A 19,286-nucleotide genomic window follows, 5' to 3' on the forward strand; every position below is an offset into this window, starting at 1 on the left:
TGAACCATGCCGACTCCCGAAGAAGTCGCGCGCGCGTTCGACCTGGGCACACCGGCCGGCGGCCTCGTCCATGTCCGACGCGGCGACGCGGACACCTGGCGACTCGACACCTCAACCGGACGCTATTTCGTCAAGGGCTACTTTCCGGCGGCGGGTGTGCACGTGACCGACCAACTGGCGGCCGCGATGGTCTTCGAGCGCCATGCACTCGCGGCCGGCATCGACATGCCGAAACCGATCCCGCCAACCGATCCTCTCCTCGGTTGGGTGGCCCGCATCGAGGATCGGCTGTTCCGGGTCTACCGATGGATCGACCACCAAACACCTGAGCCCGACATCTCGGCCTGGCTCGGCCGGACGATGCTGCAGGTCCATCAGTTGCAGCCGCTCGACCGGGCCGGCTTGCCTCAGTGGTGGCGGCACGCGGTGCAACCGCCAGAGACCTGGGAGGGCTGGTTCGCCGAAGCCCGGCATCGTGACGCCGCATGGGCGGGTCTGCAGGTCGACAGCCTTCCGCACGTCCTCGCGGTCAGCGCACGCATCGCGGAACTCTGCGACGTCGTACCGGACCTCGTGACAACTCATGGCGACTTCAAGATCCACAACGTCGTCATGTCTCCATCCGGCCCCGTGCTGGTGGACTGGGACAGCGTCCGGACCGACAGCGCGGCCCTCGAGGCAGGTCGGTCTGCGTACATCTTCGGAGGCGGAGAACCCAAGCAGGTCAAGAGAATCCTCACCGCGTACGTCGCGGCCGGTGGCGATCTCGGATGGGCCGGGGCGGACCTCTTCCTCAGCGTGGCGAGAAATGTCATCCAGGTTCTCGGCGAGCAGATCCGCGTCTCACTCGGAGAGACCACCGCAGCCCGATGGATGGGCGACCGCACGACAATCGAGACCACCATCGGCAGCACCCTGCGGGACCTTCCCGGCAAGCTCGACCACCTGCACCAGCTCGCAACGCAAACGCTCGATTAACCCTGCGCTGTCAAGCAGACCGTGGACGGATGCGAGGATCGGAGGGTGAGTACCGACAGTGCAGAGACGACGGCAGACATCGAGTTCACCATCGACTCGTGGGACGAGGTCGCCTACGACGAGCCGGACGACGGTCCGAAGCTGACCCGGGTCACCATCACGAAGACGTACGGCGGCGCACTCGAGGGCAAAGGGGTCACCGAGGTGCTGACCGCCCAGGGCGCCGAGGGCGCCGGATACGTGGCCTCGGAGCGGATCGAGGGGAAGCTCGACGGACGCCCCGGAACGTTCGTGATCCAGCACGGCGGCCTCGCCGAGGGCGACACGCAGTCGACGTTCGGCGCGATCGTGCCGGGCTCTGGCACAGGGGCACTGGCCGGGCTGTCGGGTCACGCCACCGAGGCGAGCCAAGGCATCCTGACCCTCAAATACCGGATGCCCTAGAGCCGCCCGATCACTGACAGAACCAGCGCGGCAAACGGAATGGTCAGTTGGTGGTGGGTGAGTTGTCCAACAGACCGAAGTGGCGCAACGTGCGCTCGGCAACCTCGTGCGGGCCGAGGTTGCCGGTGTCGATGACCAATTCGTCCAGGTCCGCGGCGTCGAGGCGGGCGGCGATCTCGTCGCAGCGCTCCAGGTGCCACTCCAACGCCGACCTCTGACTCGGGCTGTAGCGGCCCCGCAGTCGTTTCCTGGTGATGTCGGCATTCGCGGTGAGACGAACCATCCGCAGGGGGCTCTCGACTGCGGCCTCGTAGCGCTCTCGATCGGCTGCGGTACTGATCACCCCGCACATGACCAACTGCCGCGGGCCCACCGACCGATAGGACTTCCAAACCGCCGCGATGTTGTTTGCCTCGATCAGAGCATTGTCCTGATCAGCAGGCGGCCACGAGCGGTGGAACCAGTCGACGTCCATCAGGCTGAACGGCCTGCCGGCGTTCGCGAGCAGATCCCCGACATGCTCGAGCGTGGACGACTTGCCGACGCCGTACCCACCGTTCAGAAAGATCGTGTAACCGGACTGCGGCACGGTGAATCCTCCCTGGGACGAAAAACCCGCAGGCCAGAAACATGCCGCTGACCTGCGGGATCAGGCTCAGGGTTTGACGGCCAGAACTGCGCCGATCAGTCGACCCCAAGGGGTCACCTCTTCGGGCTCCAGGTCGGTCCGCCACTGGGCGGCAGGGACCAGTCCCGGCGGAAGGACCGTGAGGCCGTCCGGGAGGAGCGCGAGGATCTCCTCGTCGGAGCGCCAGCGACCGCGACCGATCGACCCCTGGACGAACTCCTGCAACTCGGCGCTGCGAGGGTCGTCCGCGCTGCGGAAGTGGCTGACGAAGAAGTAGCTGCCGGAGGGGACGCGGTCGTACCAGAAGCGGACCAGATCGGCCGGGTTCTCGTCATCGTTGAGGTGGTGCAGGATCGCGCTCAAGATGATGGCGACCGGCTGCTCGAAGTCAATCAGCGCGCGGGTGTCCGGGCTGTCGTAGATCGCCTTGGGGTCGCGGAGGTCGGCCTGGAAGACGACTGTGTTCGCGTTCTCGGCCAGCAGGGCGCGGCCGTGGGCCAGGACGATCGGGTCGTTGTCGACGTAGACCACCTTGGACTCGGGCGCGCGCCGCTGGGCGACCTGGTGGACGTTCTCCGCGGTCGGCAGGCCGCTGCCCAGGTCGAGGAACTGCCGGACCGGTGTGTTCTCCACGATCTCGCGGATCGCCCGGACGAGAACGCCGCGGTTGTCCTTCGCGAGCGCGTCGGAACCCGGCATCTGCGTCATGATCTGGTCGACGAGCGCGCGGTCGACGGCGAAGTTGTCCTTGCCACCGAGCATGTAGTCATAGGCGCGGGCGATGCTTGGCGTGCTCAGGTCGATACCGGGGATCGCGGCTTCTTCGCTGCCCTGGTTTACTTCTTCGGCCATTACGGCTGTCCCTCCGGTCCCTTGGCGTACTACTGCGGTCACTCTATGTCGAGCCTGCCCCGCCCGCACCGTCGAGGACGGTGAAGATCCTCCCCACCCCGGTTCATCGCACGCCGGCATTGAAGATCTCAGAACATTTGCCGGCCGGCCTGAATGGCATCCGCGGCTGAGAGACGCGACGAAGACTCCCTGAAACGTTGAACGCCAGGTCGGGAGCCAACCTCCGACCTGGCGTTTTCTCGTGGAGCGGGTGACGGGAATCGAACCCGCACTGTCAGCTTGGGAAGCTGATGTTCTGCCATTGAACTACACCCGCGCGGCCGGTCTCCCGACAGCGGTGAAGAGCATAGCCGATCCGGGGGCCCGCAACCACGCCGGGTCCGGGTGCCGGGCGCCCCCTCCGGACCTAACGTGGAACAGCCGGGTTGTTGCACTGTCAGCGGCTCGGGCCCGAATTCGGTGCCGAACGCATCGAAAAGAGCGGGGTGGACGGTTTGCACCGGGGGTTCTTGGGCAGTTTTTCACAAAGGGCACGTTCAGGACTGGGCAGGTTCGTGATCTTCTGGCAGATTAGAACGCGTTGCCGGGGGCAACATTCGACGCAACGTGAGGATGCGGTCCTCGCCGGGACCGGACAAGATGGTTGCGGGGCAACTGGATGAAGGGGTGAACGGTGGCAACTGACACAACTGACGCGGTGGACAACCTGGAGAAGGAACTCGTCACGTTGGCACGGCGGCTGCGCGGTCTGCAGCGGACGCTGTCCGACGAGGCGCACCCGGACCTGGAGCCGGCGCAGTACGCGTTGCTGAACCACGTGGAGGAGCTGGCACCGGTGCGGATGGCCGACCTGGTGGCAGCGCTCGAGGTGGACAAGGGACCGGTCAGCCGGGCCTGTGCGCGACTCGAGGAGGAGGGCCTGCTGAAGCGGGCCGCCGACAAGTCGGACGCGCGTGCGACCCTGCTGACGCTGACCGCGGCCGGAAAGCGCAAGCTGACCGCGGCCCGGAAGAAGCGGCACAAGGTGATCGAGGACCTGCTCAAGGACTGGTCGCCGGCGCAGGTGAAGACCTTCGCCACCCAGGTGTCGAAGTTCAACAAGCTGGCCAACTGAAGATAGTTGCCTCAGGCCCACGGTCTGGTGGTGTGCTCCCGCCGGGGAGCTGAGGGCTCCGGACGACTCACCACCAGGCGCGGGAAACGGGCCTGACCGGCAGCGCGAGCTGTGCGGACGAGCAGCACGCTGCTAACGTGCGACCGTGCTGCTCTCCGACCGTGACATCTTGGCCGAGCTCGACGCGAAGCGGGTCCAGCTGGATCCGTTCGATGCTGCGATGGTGCAGCCGTCGAGTGTCGACGTACGGCTGGACCGGTTCTTCCGGGTCTTCGAGAACCACCGGTATCCGCATATCGATCCGGCCGAGGAACAGCCCGATCTGACCCGGCTGGTCGAGCCCGAAGGCGGCGAGCCGTTCATCCTGCATCCCGGTGAGTTCGTCCTGGGATCGACGTACGAGCTCGTCACGCTCCCCGACGACGTCGCCGCCCGACTCGAGGGCAAGTCGTCGCTGGGCCGTCTCGGCCTGCTGACCCACTCCACCGCCGGCTTCATCGACCCGGGTTTCTCCGGCCACGTGACGCTCGAGCTGTCGAACGTCGCCACACTGCCGATCAAGCTCTGGCCCGGTATGAAGATCGGCCAGCTCTGCTTCTTCCGGCTGTCCTCCCCCGCCGAGCACCCGTACGGCTCGTCGAAGTACGGCTCCCGCTACCAGGGCCAGCGCGGCCCGACTCCGTCCCGCTCCTTCAAGAACTTCCACCGCACCGACGTCTGACAAACGAAGGGCCCCGGGATTTCCCGGGGCCCTTCGCGTCAGCTGTGTCAGGCAGTCGGCTTCATGACGATGCTGACCAACTGGATGTCGGTACTGCCGTAACCACTGCCCTTCGGCAGCTGCCCGAAGACGCCGCCGTACGGCGATACCGCGTCCGGGGACACCTGCGTGCCGTTGTAAAGGCTCATGTCGTTCCCGCCGGCAGACGTGCCGGGTGACTCGGAGGCGCCGCCTGACGGAGAATCACTGTCCGACGGGGAGCCACCGGACGTCGGGGAGCCCGAGGGCGTCTCGCCAGGCGACGGGTTGCTCGACGGGAGATCCTCGCCGGTCTTCGCGTCGAGCAGCACCGGCTGCTTCTCGGTCTGCACGTACACAACGCCGTGGAACGCCGCGGTCACGTTCGGCACGACCCGTCCTCCGGACTCACTGGTGTAGCCCCACGCCTTCTTGCCGGTCTCGTCGTCGAACCCGAAGATCTCCTGCGGACCGGTGGGCGCCTTCTCCCGGCAGACGACCGAGCTCGCCTGGTCCCAGGTGCACTCGTACCCACCGGAGTCCCGATCTTTCAGTCCGGGCGCCGACTTCACCACAGCGCCGGTCGACAGATCTACCGAGTAGAGCGAAGCGACCTGATCCATGGTGGCGCTCGAGTACAGCGTGCTGTAGAAGAAGCCGTGCTTGGCTCCGCCGGCGAGCGGCCGCACCTCGCCCTGCTTCAGCGGGATCTGCTTCGTGACCTTGCCGCTCGCACCGTCGACGAGGACTACCCCGGAATCGTTGGCATTCTGCTTGCTCTCGGGCTTCGCGCCCGCGACCACGCCGTTGTGCACGGCACCCGGCAGGATGTTCGGCAGCTCAGTACCCTTCTTGGTGCCGGGGTCCGCATACACCGTCGCCGTGGCGCCGCCGCTGGCCACACCGACGGCGACCTGGCCGGTCTCCGGGTCGTACTGGGCGTTCGAGATATGCAAGGCGCTTGACGTCACGGCGCTCATCGGCGTGGACACCTCGGCGAGCTTCTGACCGGACATGACGTCGATCCACTGGACCAGCACCAGGTCCTTCGGCTTCTGCGTGCCGTTGCCCTTGTCGGACTGTGCGTAGGCGACCACCGCAACGTCCTTGCCGTCGACCTTGACCGCCATCGGATCGGTGACACCGCTGACCGTGGTGGTCTCCGCCTCGGTCGACTTGATCTGCCAGAGCTTGTTCGGGTCCACGACGTCGTGGCCGGTGAGACCCCGGTAGTTCACGAACAGGGCCGCCTGGCCGACCATACCGACCTTGGTTTCGTCGTACATTTCCCGGCCCTCGTAGTCGGGCACCGGGTACGCCGCGGCGACACTGAACGCCTTGGGTGGGTCGAAGGTCGGGGCGGTCGGGGCCGACGGTGTGGCCGAGGTGGTGGACTGGCCGCCGTTGTTCTCGGAGCCCGAGTCGGACTTCTTGTCGTTGCCGCCGCAACCGGCTACCAGGATCAGGGCTGCGGTGACAGCTGTGGTTGCCACCATCGGACGCAACATCGTTGGTTTCTCTCCCAGGTCGCCGAGAATGATCGACTGAACGCTAGCAGTGTCCGCGGGTCCGCCCGGCGGTTATCCACAGGCATTGCACGAACCTGCAGCGCTCGGTGGTGCTAGCGGCGGCCGACGAGTCCGAGCTTCTCCAGTACGGCGCAGATCGCGGCGGCCGCGCCGTTCAGCGGTACGCCGTTCATCGGACGATCGAGAGTCCGGTCCCGCGGCGGTGGCGGGGCTGCGGCTCGGTCAGCGGCCGGGTGGCCGGCTCGGTCAGGCGGCGGGAGGCGGGCTCCAGCCGGTCGGCCAGCTTGCGCAGCGCACCCGCCAGGCCCTCCCGCGGGCTGGTCCGGGTCGTGTACTGGCGCCGCAGCGCCCGGGCCTCGGCGGCCTGCACCCGCTCGGCGATGCGGTAACGGGCAACTTCCTGCTGTTCGCTGATCATGGTCGTGCTCCCCTCGCGTAGTCCCCGTGCGATGAATCCCCGTGCCGGTTTTCGGCAGTGCTTCGCCCAGGTCCCGCCCGGAGGCGGGACCTCTGGCTCCCCTACATGAACCCAACGAACCCGACGAGGCCGATCCGACACGTGGGGTCGTACTTGGGTCAGACCTTGACGACGGTGATGTCGCCGGAGACGGTGCGGGCCCGCAGCATCAGGGCGGGCTCCCCCTCGGCCGGCTTCTGGCCGGGCTCGAGATCGCACCGGATCCGCCCGGTGACCGTCTTCAGGTCCAGGTACGTCGGAAGTCCGTCCGGGACCCCGATCTGTACGTCGCCGCGGGCCGTCTCGGCCTGGACGCTCGGCCCGTCGGCGATCTCGACCTTGACGTCGCCGGAGCCGGAGGTGGCGACCGAGTGGTCGCGGATCCGCTCGATGGTGATGTCACCCGAGCCGACCTTGACGGAGGTGGGACCGGCCGCGTCGCCGATCGTGACGTCGCCGGAGCCGGTGCTCAGGCCGAGCGCGTCGCCGGCCTCCTCGATGTCGATCGAGCCCGAGCCGGTGCCGGCCCGGACCGCGCCGGCGGCCGACTCGACCTTGACGTCACCGCTGCCGGTGTTGATGCCGAGCTCGTGCTCGACCCGGGTCAGCCGGACGTCGCCGGAGCCGGTCGCGAGTCGCGCGGAGCCGAGCGGCACCTGCGACACGATGTCGCCCGAGCCGGTCTTGACGCGGGCGTCGAGGACCGTGGAGGTGGCGATCCGGAGCGTGATCTCCGGGCCGCGGCGGACGTTGCGCGGGCTCTCGACGACGAGCTCGCCGTCGGTGACCTCGAAGACGATGCCGTCGTCGTCGCCGTCGACCTCCATCGAGACCACGGTGCCTTCGCCCTCGGGGTTGGGCCCGAGCTCGACCAGGCCGGAGCCGATCTCGATCCGGATCCGGTTGATCCGCTCGTTCTCGTCGTCGATGAACTGGGTGGCACTCCGCTCGCTCATTCTGCCCATCCCGTCAGTCGCTGGCCCGGGCCGTGTCCGCCACGGCGGCGTTCCTTGTCCTCGCGTCGCCGGTCCTTGTCCTCCCGGCGGCGGTCCCGGTCGTCACGGCGCCGGTCGCGCTCGAACCGGCCGCGGTCCTGGCCGAAGACGCCTTCCTCGCCGAAGACCCCGTCGGGGCCGAGCGGTCCGTTGGGACCCAGCGGGCCCTCCGGGCCGAACACCGGGCCACGCGGTGGGCGCGGCGGCCGGGGCGGGCGCGGGCCGCCGCGGCGGCGCTCGCTGAGCTCGGTCATCACGGTGCGCATCAGCCACGCGTTCGAGGAGATGCCCTCGGCGTCGGCGGCCTCGTCGACCTTGTTCTTGATCGACATCGGCAGCCGCAGCGTGATCCGCGCGGTCGGCTCGTCGGCGTCGAACACGAACTGCTCGTCCGCCTCGGCGTCGGTCTCGTCGTCGATGTCTTCTTCGATCTCGTCCGGACCGGTCAGCTGGCTGGGCGCCGGCGTGACCACGAACTCCGGGCGGCCGCCGGCCATCCGGAGCTCGACCGAACCCGGGGACAGCTCACGGCTGATCTCCCCGGCGGCGTCGGACAGGGCTGAGATGAGGGCCAGGCGGCCTGCGTCATCCAGCGTTGCCCCGAGGCGCTGTGCCACGGAGCGAGTTTGCTCGTCGGCCAGGGCGGTGGCGTTCTCAACGCTCCGCCGGACCGACTCGAGGTAGTGGTCAAGTTCCATGACAGCAAGTATGACGTCATCGTGACGTCACTGTCAACCCCCGTGATGTCATGTCGTCGTCAGATTGGCGTCAGAGGCACAATGGCGACCAGTCGTCGACAGGAGGAACCGTGTCCAGAGGAGTACTGATCACCGGTGCGTCGAGGGGTGTCGGCGCGGCCGCCGCGCGGACGTTCGCGGCCGCCGGCGACCGGGTCGTGCTGCACTGCCGCGGCGCCGTCGATCGCGCCGAGGAGGTCCGCGCCGGGCTGCCCGGTGAGGGCCACGCGGTGATCGCCGCGGACCTCGGCGATGCCGCCGCAATCCCTTCCCTGGTTGCGGAATCGGCCGCCGCACTAGGTCGCGTCGACGTGCTGGTGAACAACGCCGCGATGTTCGTCGACGAGCCGGTCGCGGGCTCCCGCCGGATCGGTCACCCGCTGGCGGAGACGTCGTACGACGAATGGGTCGCGACGTGGCGTCGTACGCTCGCCGTTAACCTCGAGGGTGCCGCGCACGTGACCTGGTGCGTGGCGCGGCAGATGCTCGACAAGGACCCCGCGGACGGCGTCCGGCGGGGCGCGATCGTCAACGTCGGGTCCCGCGGCGCCTACCGCGGTGAGCCCGATGTCCCGGCGTACGGCGCCTCTAAGGCCGGTCTGCACTCGCTCGGGCAGTCGTTGGCGGCATCACTGGCGCCACATGACATCACCGTGACGTCAATCGCGCCCGGTTTCATCGCCACCGACATGACCGAGACGTTCCTCGCGGGCCCCGGCGGCGACGCGATCCGGGCGCAGAGCCCGTTCGGCCGCGTCGCGACCGCCGAGGAGGTCGGGAACGCGATCTACTGGCTCGCCTCAGCCCAGGCGAACTGGGCGAGCGGCGCGGTCCTCGACTTCAACGGCGCGTCGTACCTGCACTGAGCTGACCGCCACGGCGGCGATCGTCCAGACCACCGCGAGGACGGCCATCGGGAACAGGTCGCCGTCCTCCTCGGTGAACAGCAGGATCAGCGAGAGGTTGACCGCGGCGTGGGCTGCGGTGGCGACGACGAGGTTGGTACGACGTGCGCCCCGCAGTACGGCGCCCATCACCACCGACAGCGCGGTCGCCATCACGACGAACAGACCCATGTACGCGAGCCCGTGCTCGAAACCGCCGATGTGCCAGAAGCCCCACAACATACCGACGACGAGCGAGGAACGCAGTACGGAGAACCGGGTCTGCAGGTACGGCTGCAAGTACGCGCGCCATCCGAGCTCCTCGCCCGCTGCGCCGACGATCATCGTGATCACCAGAACGCCGAACGGGAACGGCAAGCTCTCCGCCCGCCAGGTCCGGCCCGCGACGACATGCACGAGTACGGACACGAGCATTGCCGCCACGACGATGCCCACCACCAGTGCAGATCGCCCCGCCGCGACGCCCGCCGGCGTGAACCGTGCGTCGACCCGAGTGGTACGGCGGAACAGCAGGAACATCACGCCGACGCCGAGGGCCGGCGCGAACTGGACCAGCTGGATCAGGTCAGGACTCGGCCCGGTCGCCGTCTGCAGCGCGTTGAGGATCCCGCTGAAGACCATCGTGACCAGATAGAAGACCAGAACGCGCAGGAACACCGTCACTCCTGAGGTAGGGGGCGATCAGCAGGTCGAGCTGCTCGGTGAGGAACTCGGACAGCGAGCCCCAGCCGTTCACCGCCCAGACCTGGAGCGCGCCGTTGAAACAGACAAGGGTGTGCCGAGCCAGCGCCGGTACGTCGGTGTCCGCGCGGAGCTCACCGACTTCCACCGCGGCCCGGTAGAACGTGTCGCAGCTGTCGACGATCGCCGCGGAGTGCGCCAGCGCGTGCTGCCGGAACTCCGGATCCGCGACGTCGAGCTGGACGAAGCCGAGACCGTTGCCGAGCTCCTCGCGGCGCTTGATGTGCGCGACCGCCGACAGCGCGAAGTCCCGCAGCGTGGCGAGCGGGGAGGCGTTCCGGGCGGCGGCCTCCTCGGCCGCGAGCTTGACCATCAGCGGCGACCGCGCGGCGGACGCGAGCAGCAGACCACGCTTGGACCCGAACCGCTGCATCAGCGTCGGCGGCGCCAGTCCGACGCGGGAGCCGACCGCCGCGAGGGTCAGTTTCACCGGTCCGAGCTCGGCCAGGACCTGGCGAGTGGCATCCAGGATCGCGTCGTCGCTCACCAGCCGTGGCCGGGCCATCTCAGCGCCTCCGAGTTTGTGAATGGCCATTCGCTAATACACGAAATCGTAACAGATCCTTGTTGGCTCAGTTATTCAGTGACAACGGGTGAGCTTCCGGACACCTGGAGAGGGGTCCGGACCAGTGCACCCGCCGTCCGGTGCACCCGTCCGTGGGCCGGGCTCGTCGGACAACGGGAGCCTCTTCATGCGTTTCGCCCGCATCACCCTGGGTCTGCTGCTGGCATTGTCAGGCCTGCTCGCCGCCATCGCCGGGGCCGTCGCGGCCTTCTGGCTCGTCGGCCCGGACAACACGATCTCGACCCCCCGCCGCGAGCTCGCCAGTACGGGCCTCGCGGTCGTCACCGCACCGTCCCTCCTGGACCGCCACGGCCCGACGCTGCGCGTGAGCGCGTCGGGCGACAAGCCGCTGTTCATCGGCGTCGGGCAGGACCTGGACGTGCGCGACTACCTCTCGGGGACCGCGCACACCCGGCTGATCCAGTTCGATCCGCCGGCCACGTTCGGCACGCAGGAGCTGCGCGGCGACACCAAGAAGCTGACGCCACCCGGCCAGCTGGACTGGTGGGTCGCGCAGTCCGCGCCCGGCTCGCAGGCCGTCAGCTGGCCGATCCAGGACGGGCTGTACGACGTGGTCGTGATGAACGCGGACGGTACGCCCGCCGTCGGCGCGCAGGTCACGTTCGGGATCGAGGTGCACCGGCTGTTCGGCATCTGCCTGCTGGTGCTCGGAGCGGGCGTTGTGGTGCTCGCGCTCGGCCTGGCTCTGGTGCTGCGCCGTCGTCCGGTCGTGAAGGAGATCGCGGACACGACCGAGATCCCGGTCATCACGAACACCCGGATCCCGGTCCTCGTGACGACAGCCCCGGTCCAACGCGAGGAGGAGGAGAACGCACCGGCGTACCGCGTCTCTCCCTTCGCCCCCGACCGCGTCTCCCCGTTCGCCCCGCTCGCCGCCAAGGAAGAGCAGCCGGCGGCGGATCCAGCACCGGCCACCCCGGCTGCGGCGCAGGTCAGCCCGGCTCCGGTGACGGCGCCCGTTCGGCAGGTGCCTGTGCGGCCTGCGCCGGTTCGGCCGGCGGCTGCTGTGCCGGCGGCGCCGATGTTCATGTCGGCTGCTGCGGTCGCGCGGGCCAAGTCGCCCGCGCTCATCGGAGCGAGCGCCTCCCAGCGGTACGACGAGCCCGCGCAGACGACGTACGCCGAACCTGTCGAGGAGCCCGTCGACACTGTCGCGGAGGAGACTGTCCCGTTGGCGGCGTCGCCGGAGTTCGTGAAGAGCGACGAGGCGGTGCGGCGTACGGCGGCGCTCCTGGCCAGCGGTGCGATGTTGCTGACGGCAACCAGCTGCGGGCTGATGCCGCCGAAGAACACGATGACCGCGGCGGACTCCCGCCCGGCCGTCACACTCGCCGACGCGCAGGCCGTCGTCCAGCGGTACAACCAGCTCAACAACCAGGCGAACAAGACCCGGGACGGGAAGCTGTCCGAGACGATCGAGGGCAACCCGACTCTCGCGCAGACCCAGGCGGGCTTCCTGATCGGCCGGAAGCTCGACGCCGCGGGCAAGGACGTGTCGAAGCCGTTCAGCTACACCGACCCGGAGATCGGCGCGCCGCAGTTCGCGTCGTACCCGATGCGGTTCGTGGTCAGCTCCGGCGTCTCGAACGCGCCCGGCAACCGTCAGCTCGGCGTCTGGCAGCGGGAGAACGCCGGCAGCCCGTGGCTGCTGACGCACTCGGTCTACCCGCCGAAGGCCGTGGAGCTACCGTCGGTCGACGGGCTGCGCACCGCGAACGCGGACGACCTGAGCAAGCTCCAGGGCCGGCCCGAGGCGGTCACGAAGGACCTCGCGGCATACCTCACCGGTGGTAAGAACGCGCCGCAGTCGAAGCTGTTCACGCCGTCTCCCAGCCTGACCAACATGCTCGACCTGCGCGCGAAGTCCAAGGCCACCGACACCGCGGAGCCGTACATCGCCGACGTCACCGACGCGTTCGCGCCGTCCGGCGTCCCGCTGACGTTCATCACGGAGTCCGGCGACGCGCTGGTGTTCCTGTCGCTCACCGAGCGGTACCTGCAACGCGTCGAGCCGGGCTCGAACGCCTACTGGACCAGCGGCGAGGCGACCGCGTTCAGCAGCATGGTCAAGTACACCCAGACCCTGCACCAGGACTACCTGCACCAGGTCGCCGTAGTCATCCCGGCCAAGTCGACCGGCGACGCAGTACAGGTCCTGTCGATCGACCCTCAACTGGTAGGCGCCGGCGGCGCCTGACCGGACAGCAGCCACCGCCACCGCGGCTGCTCCGTCACCACACAAGCAGCCGCGAGGACGCTGACAACAACCGCCACGGCAGTCGGCCAGGCGAACCACGCGGCCACAACCGCGGCGACCAACTGCAGAAGCACCAGCAGGACGGTGACGAAACCGGGCACAGGTACGACGACGCGCGGCTTGTCGCCCCGCGTCTGGAAGACCGTCGGCAGGCCGATCAGGACGACGACCGAGGCGATCGCGAGCAGGACGGAATGCGGCGCGATCGCCCACGGCGTCGCGACCCAGGCGATGAGCTCGGTCGCGAACCGTAGGACAGCGGCGGGGCGGCTGTCGGGCGCCGTGGTGGTGGTCACGAGCCGAACGATCTCATGTCTTACTGAGCAGTCAGTGGTTGTCGAAGGATAGTTCCGACTGATTGACTTCGCTGGTTAGGTTTTCCCATCCGCCCGGGAGCACCAGTGGATCTCACCCGCCGTCGTTTGCTGTCCTTCGTCCCCGCGACCGCACTGCTGACCGCGGTCAACCCGGCCCCGGCCGCGCGCGCCGCCCTGGGTGCGGTGAACGCCGACCCCAGCCAGTTGCTGGCCAACGCGATCGCGATCTACGCCGGTACGGCGGAATCGAACGCGCGCCCCGACGTCGCCGCGAAGGTCACCGCGATCGACACCACCGCCCGTACCTGGCTGGCCGCCCTCGATCGCGCCGGCAGCGGCGAGCTGTTCGCAGGCCTCCCCCTCGGGACCAGCGATCCGAACCTGAGCTCGTCGTACCAGCACCTCTACGAGATCGCGCTCGCGTACCGGCGACCCGGACCGGTCTCGGACCTGCAGGGCAACGAGCAGGTGCGCGCGCGGATCGCGGAGAAGCTCGTCTGGCTGCACGACAGCTACTACGGCGACCAGTCGAAGGGGTACTACGGCAACTGGTTCACCTGGGAGATCGGCATCTCGACGTTCGTCTCGAAGACGCTCGCCCTGATCGACGCCCCGGCCGACCTGATCACGCGGTACGTCGCCTCGATGGACGCGTACCTGCGCAACGGCAAGGACGGCGACGTCGACCTCGACTCGCGCTTCCACACCGGCGCGAACCTCGTCGACATCACCGCGAACCGGGTCCTCCAAGGCGCCCTGCTGAACGACGACGCGCGCATCCGGAAAGCGCTGCAGGACCAGTTCACGGTGTTCGCGACGGTCGACCCGTACAACCTGCAGCACGGCGTCACCGACGGGTACTACGCGGACGGCTCCTTCATCCAGCACGCGTCGGTCGCCTACACAGGATCGTACGGAAAGGCCCTGCTCAGCAGGGTTGTGCAGACCATCAAGGTGCTCTCCGGGACGGAGTACGCGCAGAGTGACGACCTGGTCGGCGTGGTGCAGGGCTGGGTCGAGCACGGGTTCGCGCCGCTGATCTTCGAGGGCTGGATGATGGAGATCGTCAAGGGCCGCGCGGTGTCCCGGACAGGCACGGGGTACGACGACGTCGCGGTCATCGTGGAGGCGATCGTCGACCTCGCGGACTACGCGACCGGCGCGGATTCCCAGCGGCTGAAGGCGTTCGCGAAGTTCACCGCCCGGCCGACGATCAACGTGAACTCCTTTGTCTCACCAGTGAGCATCGGGCGTTTCGCGGACATCAAGAACGATCCCGCGATCGTCCCGGCCGACCTCAACCCGGCGGCGGGCACGACGGCGTTCAACGCGATGGACCGGACGGTGCATCGCAGGCCGGGGTACGCGTTCGCGCTGGCACGGAACTCGTCGCGGATCAGCAAGTACGAGTACATGAGCGGCGAGAACCTGATGCCGTGGTTCCAGGGCGACGGCGCGCACTACCTGTACCTCGCCGGTCAGGATCAGACGCAGTCCTTCGGCATCGACTACTTCACCACGGTGTCGCCGTACGCGCTGGGTGGCGTGACGGCGCCGGTCGAGACGCGCAAGTCGATCCCGGAGCTGTACGGGACGGCGTACTACGACAATCCGCCGACTTTCACCCCGTCGTCGGAGGCCCAGAACACCTACGTCTACTTCCCGGTCGGAACCAACGCGTACTCCGGCGGCGCGACGCTCGATGCGTACGGCGCGGTCGGCTGGGTGCAGTCGGACGACTTCGCGTACGCGTCGCGGGAGAGCCTGCCGGACGATTTCGTCGTCTACCAGAACGCGTCGGCGACCAAGTCGTGGTTCCTGCTCGACGACGAGATCGTCGTACTCGCAGCCGGTGTCGGCGACGCGACCCGCGCGGTGACGACCACCCTCGACACCCGCATCGCCGGCGCGACCGATCCCGTGACGATCAATGGGGTACGGCGTGACGGTCAGAACTGGACCGGGACCGGGGACCCGCGTTGGCTTCGCTACGCCAATGGCGCCGTGTCCGTCGGCTACTACTTCCTACAGCCGACCCAACTGTCGGTGGATCTCCAGACAGTCACCCGGAGCCGCCGGGTAGTGCGGACCTCCAACCCGGACACCGCGGTCACCAAGCAGGTGTTCGCGCTCACCGTCACCCAACCGGCCGGTGCGAAGCGCGCGCTCGCCTACGCATTGGTGCCCAACGCAACGGATTCGGCGTTGAAGTCGTACCAGCACGGCCGGATCGCGACGCTCTCGAACACCGTGAAAATGCAGGCGATCCAGCATCTCGGCCTGCGCCTGACGGCGGTCAACACGTTCACGCCCGGCCCGCACAACCTTCCGGGACTGGGCATCGACGGTCCGGCTTCACTGCTCATTCGCCGGCAGTCCTCGAGCGTGCAGGTCGCCGTTTCCGATCCGACGACGCAGCGCGACACCGTCACGGTCAATCTGCGGGCGCAGTACCTCAAGCCCGCGGCCCCCGTCGACGGGGTTCAGGTGACGCGAACGGTCACCGGGACGCGGCTGACGTTCGGCACGCGGCACACCTACGGCCGGAGCCTCGCGATCAAGCTTCTTCCAGCTTGGTGATCAGGGTCTGCAGGGTGCTGAGCGTCGTACGAAGGTCGTCGAGATCCACGGCCTTGGCGAGGTCGGTGGTCCACGGGCCCTGGGCGAGCGAGATCTGCCGGATCGCCCAGTAGCCGGCCTCGGTGCAGGCGAGCAGCTTGGCGCGGCGGTGGGCCGGGTTCGGACGGTACTCGGCAAGACCGCGTTCGACCAGCAGATCCGCGATCCGCTGCACGGCTTGCCTGCTGACACCCATCATCCGGCCGGCGTCGGCGACCGATCGCGGCTCGTCGAGGACGCCGCCGAGGACCTGCCACCAAGCCGCCGTGATCCCGCCGTTCGCCGCCATGCCCTGCGCGGCCTCCATCAGCCGCGCGTTCAGCCGGAAGGTGGCGAGGACGACGTCCGTCAACACCACACCACCCTCCGACCGCTTGCCGACCTCCGGCCATTCCGCACGGGGCGGAACGGCCGCCGTGCGTCCGGCCGATCCGGTCTGCGTCTGATCCTTCGACGTCATCCGACCAGGGTCGCGTAGGCAGCCGGGTCGGCGCGGTGGAACACGCCCTCGTACGCCTCCCGCTTCCGCTCGTCCGCGAGTTCGAGCCGCTCCATCACGGCCCGCGCGAACTGCACCGGCGAGTCCGGTCCGGCCGTGATCAGATCCCGGTCGACGACCGCGCGTGCATCGACGTACAGATCCGAACCCTGATACCCGGTCGCCTGCAGGTACTCCTTGGCCGCGCTCGTGTGCTTCCGCTCATCGAGCAGCCCGGCGCGAGCCAGCCCCGCCGTCGCTCCACAGATCGCCGCGACCGGTACGCCGGCATCGAGGAACTGCCCCGCCAGCTTCGCGAACGCCTCACTGCCGCCCACGTCCCACTGCCCCGACCCGGCAAGCACGAGCAGATCCCCCGCATCGGGCGCCACGTCCGCGATCGTCACGTCCGGCACGACCCGCATCCCGCCCATGGTCACCACCGACTCCAACGTCTCACCGACCGTCACCACATCCCACGGCACCCCGGTGAACCGCCCGGTCCGCAGCTCCACCACCAAATGCCCGATCTCCCAGTCCGCCAACGTGTCGTAGACCGCTACGTATGCTGTGCTCATAGACAGTATGTTGTCATGACGACAACATGTTGTCAATAGAGGATAGGTATCCCCACGCAGGCAAAACCCCGCCAAACGGCGCTTTCCGGCCCAGATCCAGGGGTTACGCCTGCTTGCAGGTACCGATCACGCGGGTGCCGGATGGTTTGAGTTTGAGGAGGATGGCGCCGGCCAGGGCTGTTGCGGTGGCGGTGAGGGCTAAGGCGTGGTGGATGTCGAGGGTGGCCAGGAGGTTCGTCGAGGCGATGAGAGGGACGGTTTGGGCCAGGGAGAGGAGGGATTGGAGGCGGGTCAGGTGTGATCTTGGTGTGCTGCGGACGAAGAGGGGCGCCAGGTGTGAGGTGAAGAGGCCGATGCCGACGCCTTGCGTGAGGGTCGCGCCGACTGCGGCCGGGACCGATGGTGCGAGGGCGAGGCTTGCGATCCCGAGTGCGGCGAGTAGGCAGCCGAGGCCTCCCGTCAGTTCGGCGCGGGTGAAGGTGCCGAAGCGTGCGACGAGGACTGTTACCAGCAGTCCGCCGGCGAGGTTCCCGGCCACCACGAAGCCTGCCTGCTTGGCTTCCCAGCCGTGTGAGCGGGCGAGCAGCGGGACGCAGAGCGATGTGACCGGCAGTACGAAGGCCGCGACCAGCGCGACGACCGCAAGGATCATCCGCAGGACGGGATCGCCGACGGCCACCCGGAGTCCGTCCACGGCGTCGCGGACCACCGACCGGCGGTCGCGTTGTGGTGTCACGTCGTACGGCGGTCTCAGCATCAGGAGCACCACGAACTGGACGGCGAACGTCAGGCCGTCGAGCAGGAGCGCCCCGACCAACCCGACCGTCGCGACGAGCAGACCGCTGATCGGTCCGCCCGCGAGGGTGATGAGCTGAGTGGCCGACGTACGCAATGCCATTGCTCTGGGCAACTGATCGTCGGGCACGAACAGCCGCGGAAGTACGCCGGCGGCCGGCAGCGCGAAGGCGTCGACGGTGCCGACGACGACCGACGTGGTCAGCAGCAGCTCGGCCGAGACTCCGCGGACGCCCACAGCGACAGCCAGCAGGAAGCAGCACGAGCCGACGATCGCGGTGCACGCGAGCAGGAGGCGGCGTGGACCGATGCGATCACCGAGGACGCCGCCGAGGAGGAGGAGTACGGCGCGCGGCAGGGTGAACCCGGTCAGCACCAACGCGGCGACCCGCGGGCCGATGCCCGTCGCGGCCCAGCCGAGCGCGAAGAACAGCGCGGTGTCCCCGAGAACCGAGAGTGTCGAACCTGCCAGCCAGCCGTAGTAGGACCGGTTCACCCATCCAGCCGGACGGGCATGACGAGGGTGGTGAACGTGCCCTGGTCGGCCGACCGGACGACGACCGGTCGGGCCGGCTCGCAGATCTCGAGCAGCACGTCCGGCCCGACACTCACCTCGAGCGCGGCCGCCAGCAGGCTCGCGGTGAACCCGATCCGCACCGCTCCGGTCCCGATCGCGTCGAGCTTCACCTCGTCGCCGATCCGCAGACTCTCCTGATCGATGTCAAAGGCAACGACATCCCGGCCGGCGAGCACGTCCAGCAAGCCCACGCGATCGACCACCACGCGGCATGCCGGCGGCGTCAGCCCGTCGAGGATCTGCCCGTACGCCGGATACTCCGCATCAACCGCCCGCAGTTCACGCGACTCGTCCCCTCGCACCAGTACCAGACCGCCGTTCAACTCCACCCGCACGACATCTCCCGCCGCAGCCCACCGACTCACCTCGGCCAGCTCGTCGGCCCGCACCAGCACCTGCGCCGCCGCCCCGTCGAACTCCACCGGCCGTACCGTCCGCACCGCCAACCGATACCGATCGGTCGCAACGAACGTAACCTCGTCCGGCGCCAGTTCAATGAGCACACAACTCAACGCCGGCCCCAGGTTGTCCTGCCCCGCTGGGGCTGCGGTGGGGGCTACTTGGCGGATTGCGCTGGCTAGTTCGGGGCCGCCCAGGACGGCTGTTGTTTGCTGGGAGAGGAGGTTGGTGAGGAGGCGAGTGGCGGCCGTTCGCGTGGCGGTGGACCTTGCTTCCAAGGTGCGGAGGTGCGAACGGACGATGTCCGCGACCTCATCGGGTGCCGCGTCCAGGGCCAGGCGGACGTCGGGCAATGGGAGGTCGATCTCGCGCAGGTCGCGGAGCAGTTGAGCTCGGGGTTGTTGCGACTTGTCGTAGTACCGGTAGCCGTTCGTCGCGTCGACCTCGGCGGGTGGGAGCAGACCGCAGTCGTCGTAGAACCGCAGCGCACTCGGCGCCAGTCCCACCAGCCGTGCGAACTCACTGATCGTCAGCCTCATGGCCCCGACCTTCATCCCTGCA

General features: G+C 68.4%; 20 protein-coding genes and 1 tRNA gene. 7 read left to right on the forward strand and 14 right to left on the reverse strand.

What is annotated here, in order from left to right:
- Positions 1–6 precede the first annotated feature (6 nt).
- Together E0H45_RS09455 and E0H45_RS09460 are read left to right on the forward strand one after the other, a co-directional pair.
- A complete protein-coding gene (locus E0H45_RS09455; RefSeq protein ID WP_131336156.1) occupies positions 7–978 on the forward strand; it encodes a phosphotransferase enzyme family protein in 972 nt (323 codons plus the stop codon).
- 45 nt (positions 979–1,023) lie between these two features.
- Positions 1,024–1,422 (forward strand): DUF3224 domain-containing protein, encoded by a 399-nt coding sequence (locus E0H45_RS09460; protein WP_131336158.1) that lies wholly within the window; start codon positions 1,024–1,026, stop codon positions 1,420–1,422.
- A gap of 43 nt (positions 1,423–1,465) precedes the next feature.
- Here E0H45_RS09460 and E0H45_RS09465 read toward each other — a convergent pair whose 3' ends face one another.
- From E0H45_RS09465 to E0H45_RS09475, 3 genes are all read right to left on the reverse strand, one after another.
- Positions 1,466–2,011, reverse strand: coding sequence for a hypothetical protein (locus tag E0H45_RS09465; protein WP_131336160.1), 546 nt, complete (start codon positions 2,009–2,011; stop codon positions 1,466–1,468).
- Between the two features lie 66 nt (positions 2,012–2,077).
- Positions 2,078–2,902, reverse strand: coding sequence for an SAM-dependent methyltransferase (locus E0H45_RS09470; protein WP_131336162.1), 825 nt, complete (start codon positions 2,900–2,902; stop codon positions 2,078–2,080).
- Between the two features lie 242 nt (positions 2,903–3,144).
- A tRNA-Gly gene (locus E0H45_RS09475) sits at positions 3,145–3,218 on the reverse strand.
- A gap of 357 nt (positions 3,219–3,575) precedes the next feature.
- On the opposite strand from E0H45_RS09475, the gene E0H45_RS09480 reads away from it, so the two are divergent.
- Positions 3,576–4,016, forward strand: a complete 441-nt coding sequence (locus E0H45_RS09480; RefSeq protein ID WP_130388106.1) for a MarR family winged helix-turn-helix transcriptional regulator — start codon at positions 3,576–3,578, stop codon at positions 4,014–4,016.
- Positions 4,017–4,161: 145 nt separating this feature from the next.
- Entirely contained in the window at positions 4,162–4,737 is a 576-nt protein-coding gene (dcd, locus tag E0H45_RS09485) for a dCTP deaminase (protein ID WP_131336164.1), read from the forward strand.
- A gap of 47 nt (positions 4,738–4,784) precedes the next feature.
- On the opposite strand, the gene E0H45_RS09490 is transcribed toward dcd, so the two are convergent.
- The 4 genes from E0H45_RS09490 to E0H45_RS42395 form a co-directional block, all read right to left on the reverse strand.
- On the reverse strand, positions 4,785–6,251 hold the full coding sequence (locus E0H45_RS09490; RefSeq protein ID WP_131336166.1) for a hypothetical protein: 1,467 nt from the start codon (positions 6,249–6,251) through the stop codon (positions 4,785–4,787).
- Positions 6,252–6,453: 202 nt separating this feature from the next.
- A complete protein-coding gene (locus E0H45_RS09495) occupies positions 6,454–6,702 on the reverse strand; it encodes a hypothetical protein (RefSeq protein WP_131336168.1) in 249 nt (82 codons plus the stop codon).
- 158 nt (positions 6,703–6,860) lie between these two features.
- Positions 6,861–7,697, reverse strand: coding sequence for a DUF4097 family beta strand repeat-containing protein (locus tag E0H45_RS09500; RefSeq protein ID WP_238154875.1), 837 nt, complete (start codon positions 7,695–7,697; stop codon positions 6,861–6,863).
- Entirely contained in the window at positions 7,694–8,434 is a 741-nt protein-coding gene (locus tag E0H45_RS42395) for a hypothetical protein (RefSeq protein WP_165546394.1), read from the reverse strand. The genes E0H45_RS09500 and E0H45_RS42395 overlap by 4 nt, the downstream gene beginning before the upstream one ends.
- Positions 8,435–8,544: 110 nt before the next feature.
- Here E0H45_RS42395 and E0H45_RS09510 point away from each other — a divergent pair, with 110 nt between their 5' ends.
- Positions 8,545–9,339: an SDR family NAD(P)-dependent oxidoreductase gene (locus E0H45_RS09510; protein WP_238154876.1), complete on the forward strand. Its 795-nt coding sequence runs from the start codon at positions 8,545–8,547 to the stop codon at positions 9,337–9,339.
- Here the strand turns inward: E0H45_RS09510 and E0H45_RS09515 are convergent.
- Together E0H45_RS09515 and E0H45_RS09520 are read right to left on the reverse strand one after the other, a co-directional pair.
- Complete coding sequence (locus E0H45_RS09515; RefSeq protein WP_131336174.1) at positions 9,274–10,035, reverse strand: CPBP family intramembrane glutamic endopeptidase; 762 nt, start codon at positions 10,033–10,035, stop codon at positions 9,274–9,276. The two genes, E0H45_RS09510 and E0H45_RS09515, sit on opposite strands and share 66 nt — an antisense overlap.
- Positions 9,944–10,624 carry a TetR/AcrR family transcriptional regulator gene (locus E0H45_RS09520; RefSeq protein ID WP_131336176.1) on the reverse strand — a complete coding sequence of 227 codons (681 nt, stop codon included), beginning with the start codon at positions 10,622–10,624 and terminating at the stop codon, positions 9,944–9,946. Before E0H45_RS09520 ends, E0H45_RS09515 begins: the two co-directional genes overlap by 92 nt.
- A 187-nt stretch (positions 10,625–10,811) precedes the next feature.
- Between E0H45_RS09520 and E0H45_RS09525 the strand changes: the two genes are divergently transcribed.
- The gene (locus E0H45_RS09525; RefSeq protein ID WP_131336178.1) at positions 10,812–12,902 is read left to right on the forward strand and encodes a DUF8094 domain-containing protein; all 2,091 of its coding nucleotides are present in this window, start codon (positions 10,812–10,814) and stop codon (positions 12,900–12,902) included.
- Here the strand turns inward: E0H45_RS09525 and E0H45_RS09530 are convergent.
- Positions 12,875–13,258 (reverse strand): hypothetical protein, encoded by a 384-nt coding sequence (locus E0H45_RS09530; RefSeq protein ID WP_202872236.1) that lies wholly within the window; start codon positions 13,256–13,258, stop codon positions 12,875–12,877. The genes E0H45_RS09525 and E0H45_RS09530 overlap by 28 nt on opposite strands.
- A 105-nt stretch (positions 13,259–13,363) precedes the next feature.
- On the opposite strand from E0H45_RS09530, the gene E0H45_RS09535 reads away from it, so the two are divergent.
- Entirely contained in the window at positions 13,364–15,859 is a 2,496-nt protein-coding gene (locus E0H45_RS09535; protein ID WP_131336182.1) for a polysaccharide lyase family 8 super-sandwich domain-containing protein, read from the forward strand.
- Here E0H45_RS09535 and E0H45_RS09540 read toward each other — a convergent pair.
- The 4 genes from E0H45_RS09540 to E0H45_RS09555 form a co-directional block, all read right to left on the reverse strand.
- Positions 15,837–16,358, reverse strand: a complete 522-nt coding sequence (locus tag E0H45_RS09540; RefSeq protein ID WP_131336184.1) for a MarR family winged helix-turn-helix transcriptional regulator — start codon at positions 16,356–16,358, stop codon at positions 15,837–15,839. The two genes, E0H45_RS09535 and E0H45_RS09540, sit on opposite strands and share 23 nt — an antisense overlap.
- Positions 16,355–16,954 carry a DJ-1/PfpI family protein gene (locus E0H45_RS09545; RefSeq protein ID WP_131336186.1) on the reverse strand — a complete coding sequence of 200 codons (600 nt, stop codon included), beginning with the start codon at positions 16,952–16,954 and terminating at the stop codon, positions 16,355–16,357. The genes E0H45_RS09540 and E0H45_RS09545 overlap by 4 nt, the downstream gene beginning before the upstream one ends.
- Before the next feature lie 103 nt (positions 16,955–17,057).
- The gene (locus E0H45_RS09550) at positions 17,058–18,245 is read right to left on the reverse strand and encodes an MFS transporter (RefSeq protein ID WP_165546395.1); all 1,188 of its coding nucleotides are present in this window, start codon (positions 18,243–18,245) and stop codon (positions 17,058–17,060) included.
- Positions 18,242–19,264 carry a DNA polymerase III subunit beta family protein gene (locus tag E0H45_RS09555; RefSeq protein ID WP_131336190.1) on the reverse strand — a complete coding sequence of 341 codons (1,023 nt, stop codon included), beginning with the start codon at positions 19,262–19,264 and terminating at the stop codon, positions 18,242–18,244. The genes E0H45_RS09550 and E0H45_RS09555 overlap by 4 nt, the downstream gene beginning before the upstream one ends.
- Positions 19,265–19,286: the final 22 nt, after the last annotated feature.

Origin of the sequence: Kribbella soli, from assembly GCF_004331345.1 — a bacterium.
GTDB classification, from domain to species: Bacteria; Actinomycetota; Actinomycetes; order Propionibacteriales; family Kribbellaceae; genus Kribbella; species Kribbella soli.

Excerpts from the sequence above, each read along its gene's own strand:
- E0H45_RS09455 (WP_131336156.1), top strand. The coding sequence starts at position 7 with ATGCCGACTCCCGAAGAAGTCGCGCGCGCGTTCGACCTGGGCACACCG.
- E0H45_RS09470 (WP_131336162.1), bottom strand. The coding sequence starts at position 2,902 with ATGGCCGAAGAAGTAAACCAGGGCAGCGAAGAAGCCGCGATCCCCGGT.
- E0H45_RS09490 (WP_131336166.1), bottom strand. The coding sequence starts at position 6,251 with ATGGTGGCAACCACAGCTGTCACCGCAGCCCTGATCCTGGTAGCCGGT.
- E0H45_RS09495 (WP_131336168.1), bottom strand. The coding sequence starts at position 6,702 with ATGATCAGCGAACAGCAGGAAGTTGCCCGTTACCGCATCGCCGAGCGG.
- E0H45_RS09500 (WP_238154875.1), bottom strand. The coding sequence starts at position 7,697 with ATGAGCGAGCGGAGTGCCACCCAGTTCATCGACGACGAGAACGAGCGG.
- E0H45_RS42395 (WP_165546394.1), bottom strand. The coding sequence starts at position 8,434 with ATGGAACTTGACCACTACCTCGAGTCGGTCCGGCGGAGCGTTGAGAAC.
- E0H45_RS09520 (WP_131336176.1), bottom strand. The coding sequence starts at position 10,624 with ATGGCCCGGCCACGGCTGGTGAGCGACGACGCGATCCTGGATGCCACT.
- E0H45_RS09525 (WP_131336178.1), top strand. The coding sequence starts at position 10,812 with ATGCGTTTCGCCCGCATCACCCTGGGTCTGCTGCTGGCATTGTCAGGC.
- E0H45_RS09540 (WP_131336184.1), bottom strand. The coding sequence starts at position 16,358 with ATGACGTCGAAGGATCAGACGCAGACCGGATCGGCCGGACGCACGGCG.
- E0H45_RS09545 (WP_131336186.1), bottom strand. The coding sequence starts at position 16,954 with ATGAGCACAGCATACGTAGCGGTCTACGACACGTTGGCGGACTGGGAG.
- E0H45_RS09555 (WP_131336190.1), bottom strand. The coding sequence starts at position 19,264 with ATGAGGCTGACGATCAGTGAGTTCGCACGGCTGGTGGGACTGGCGCCG.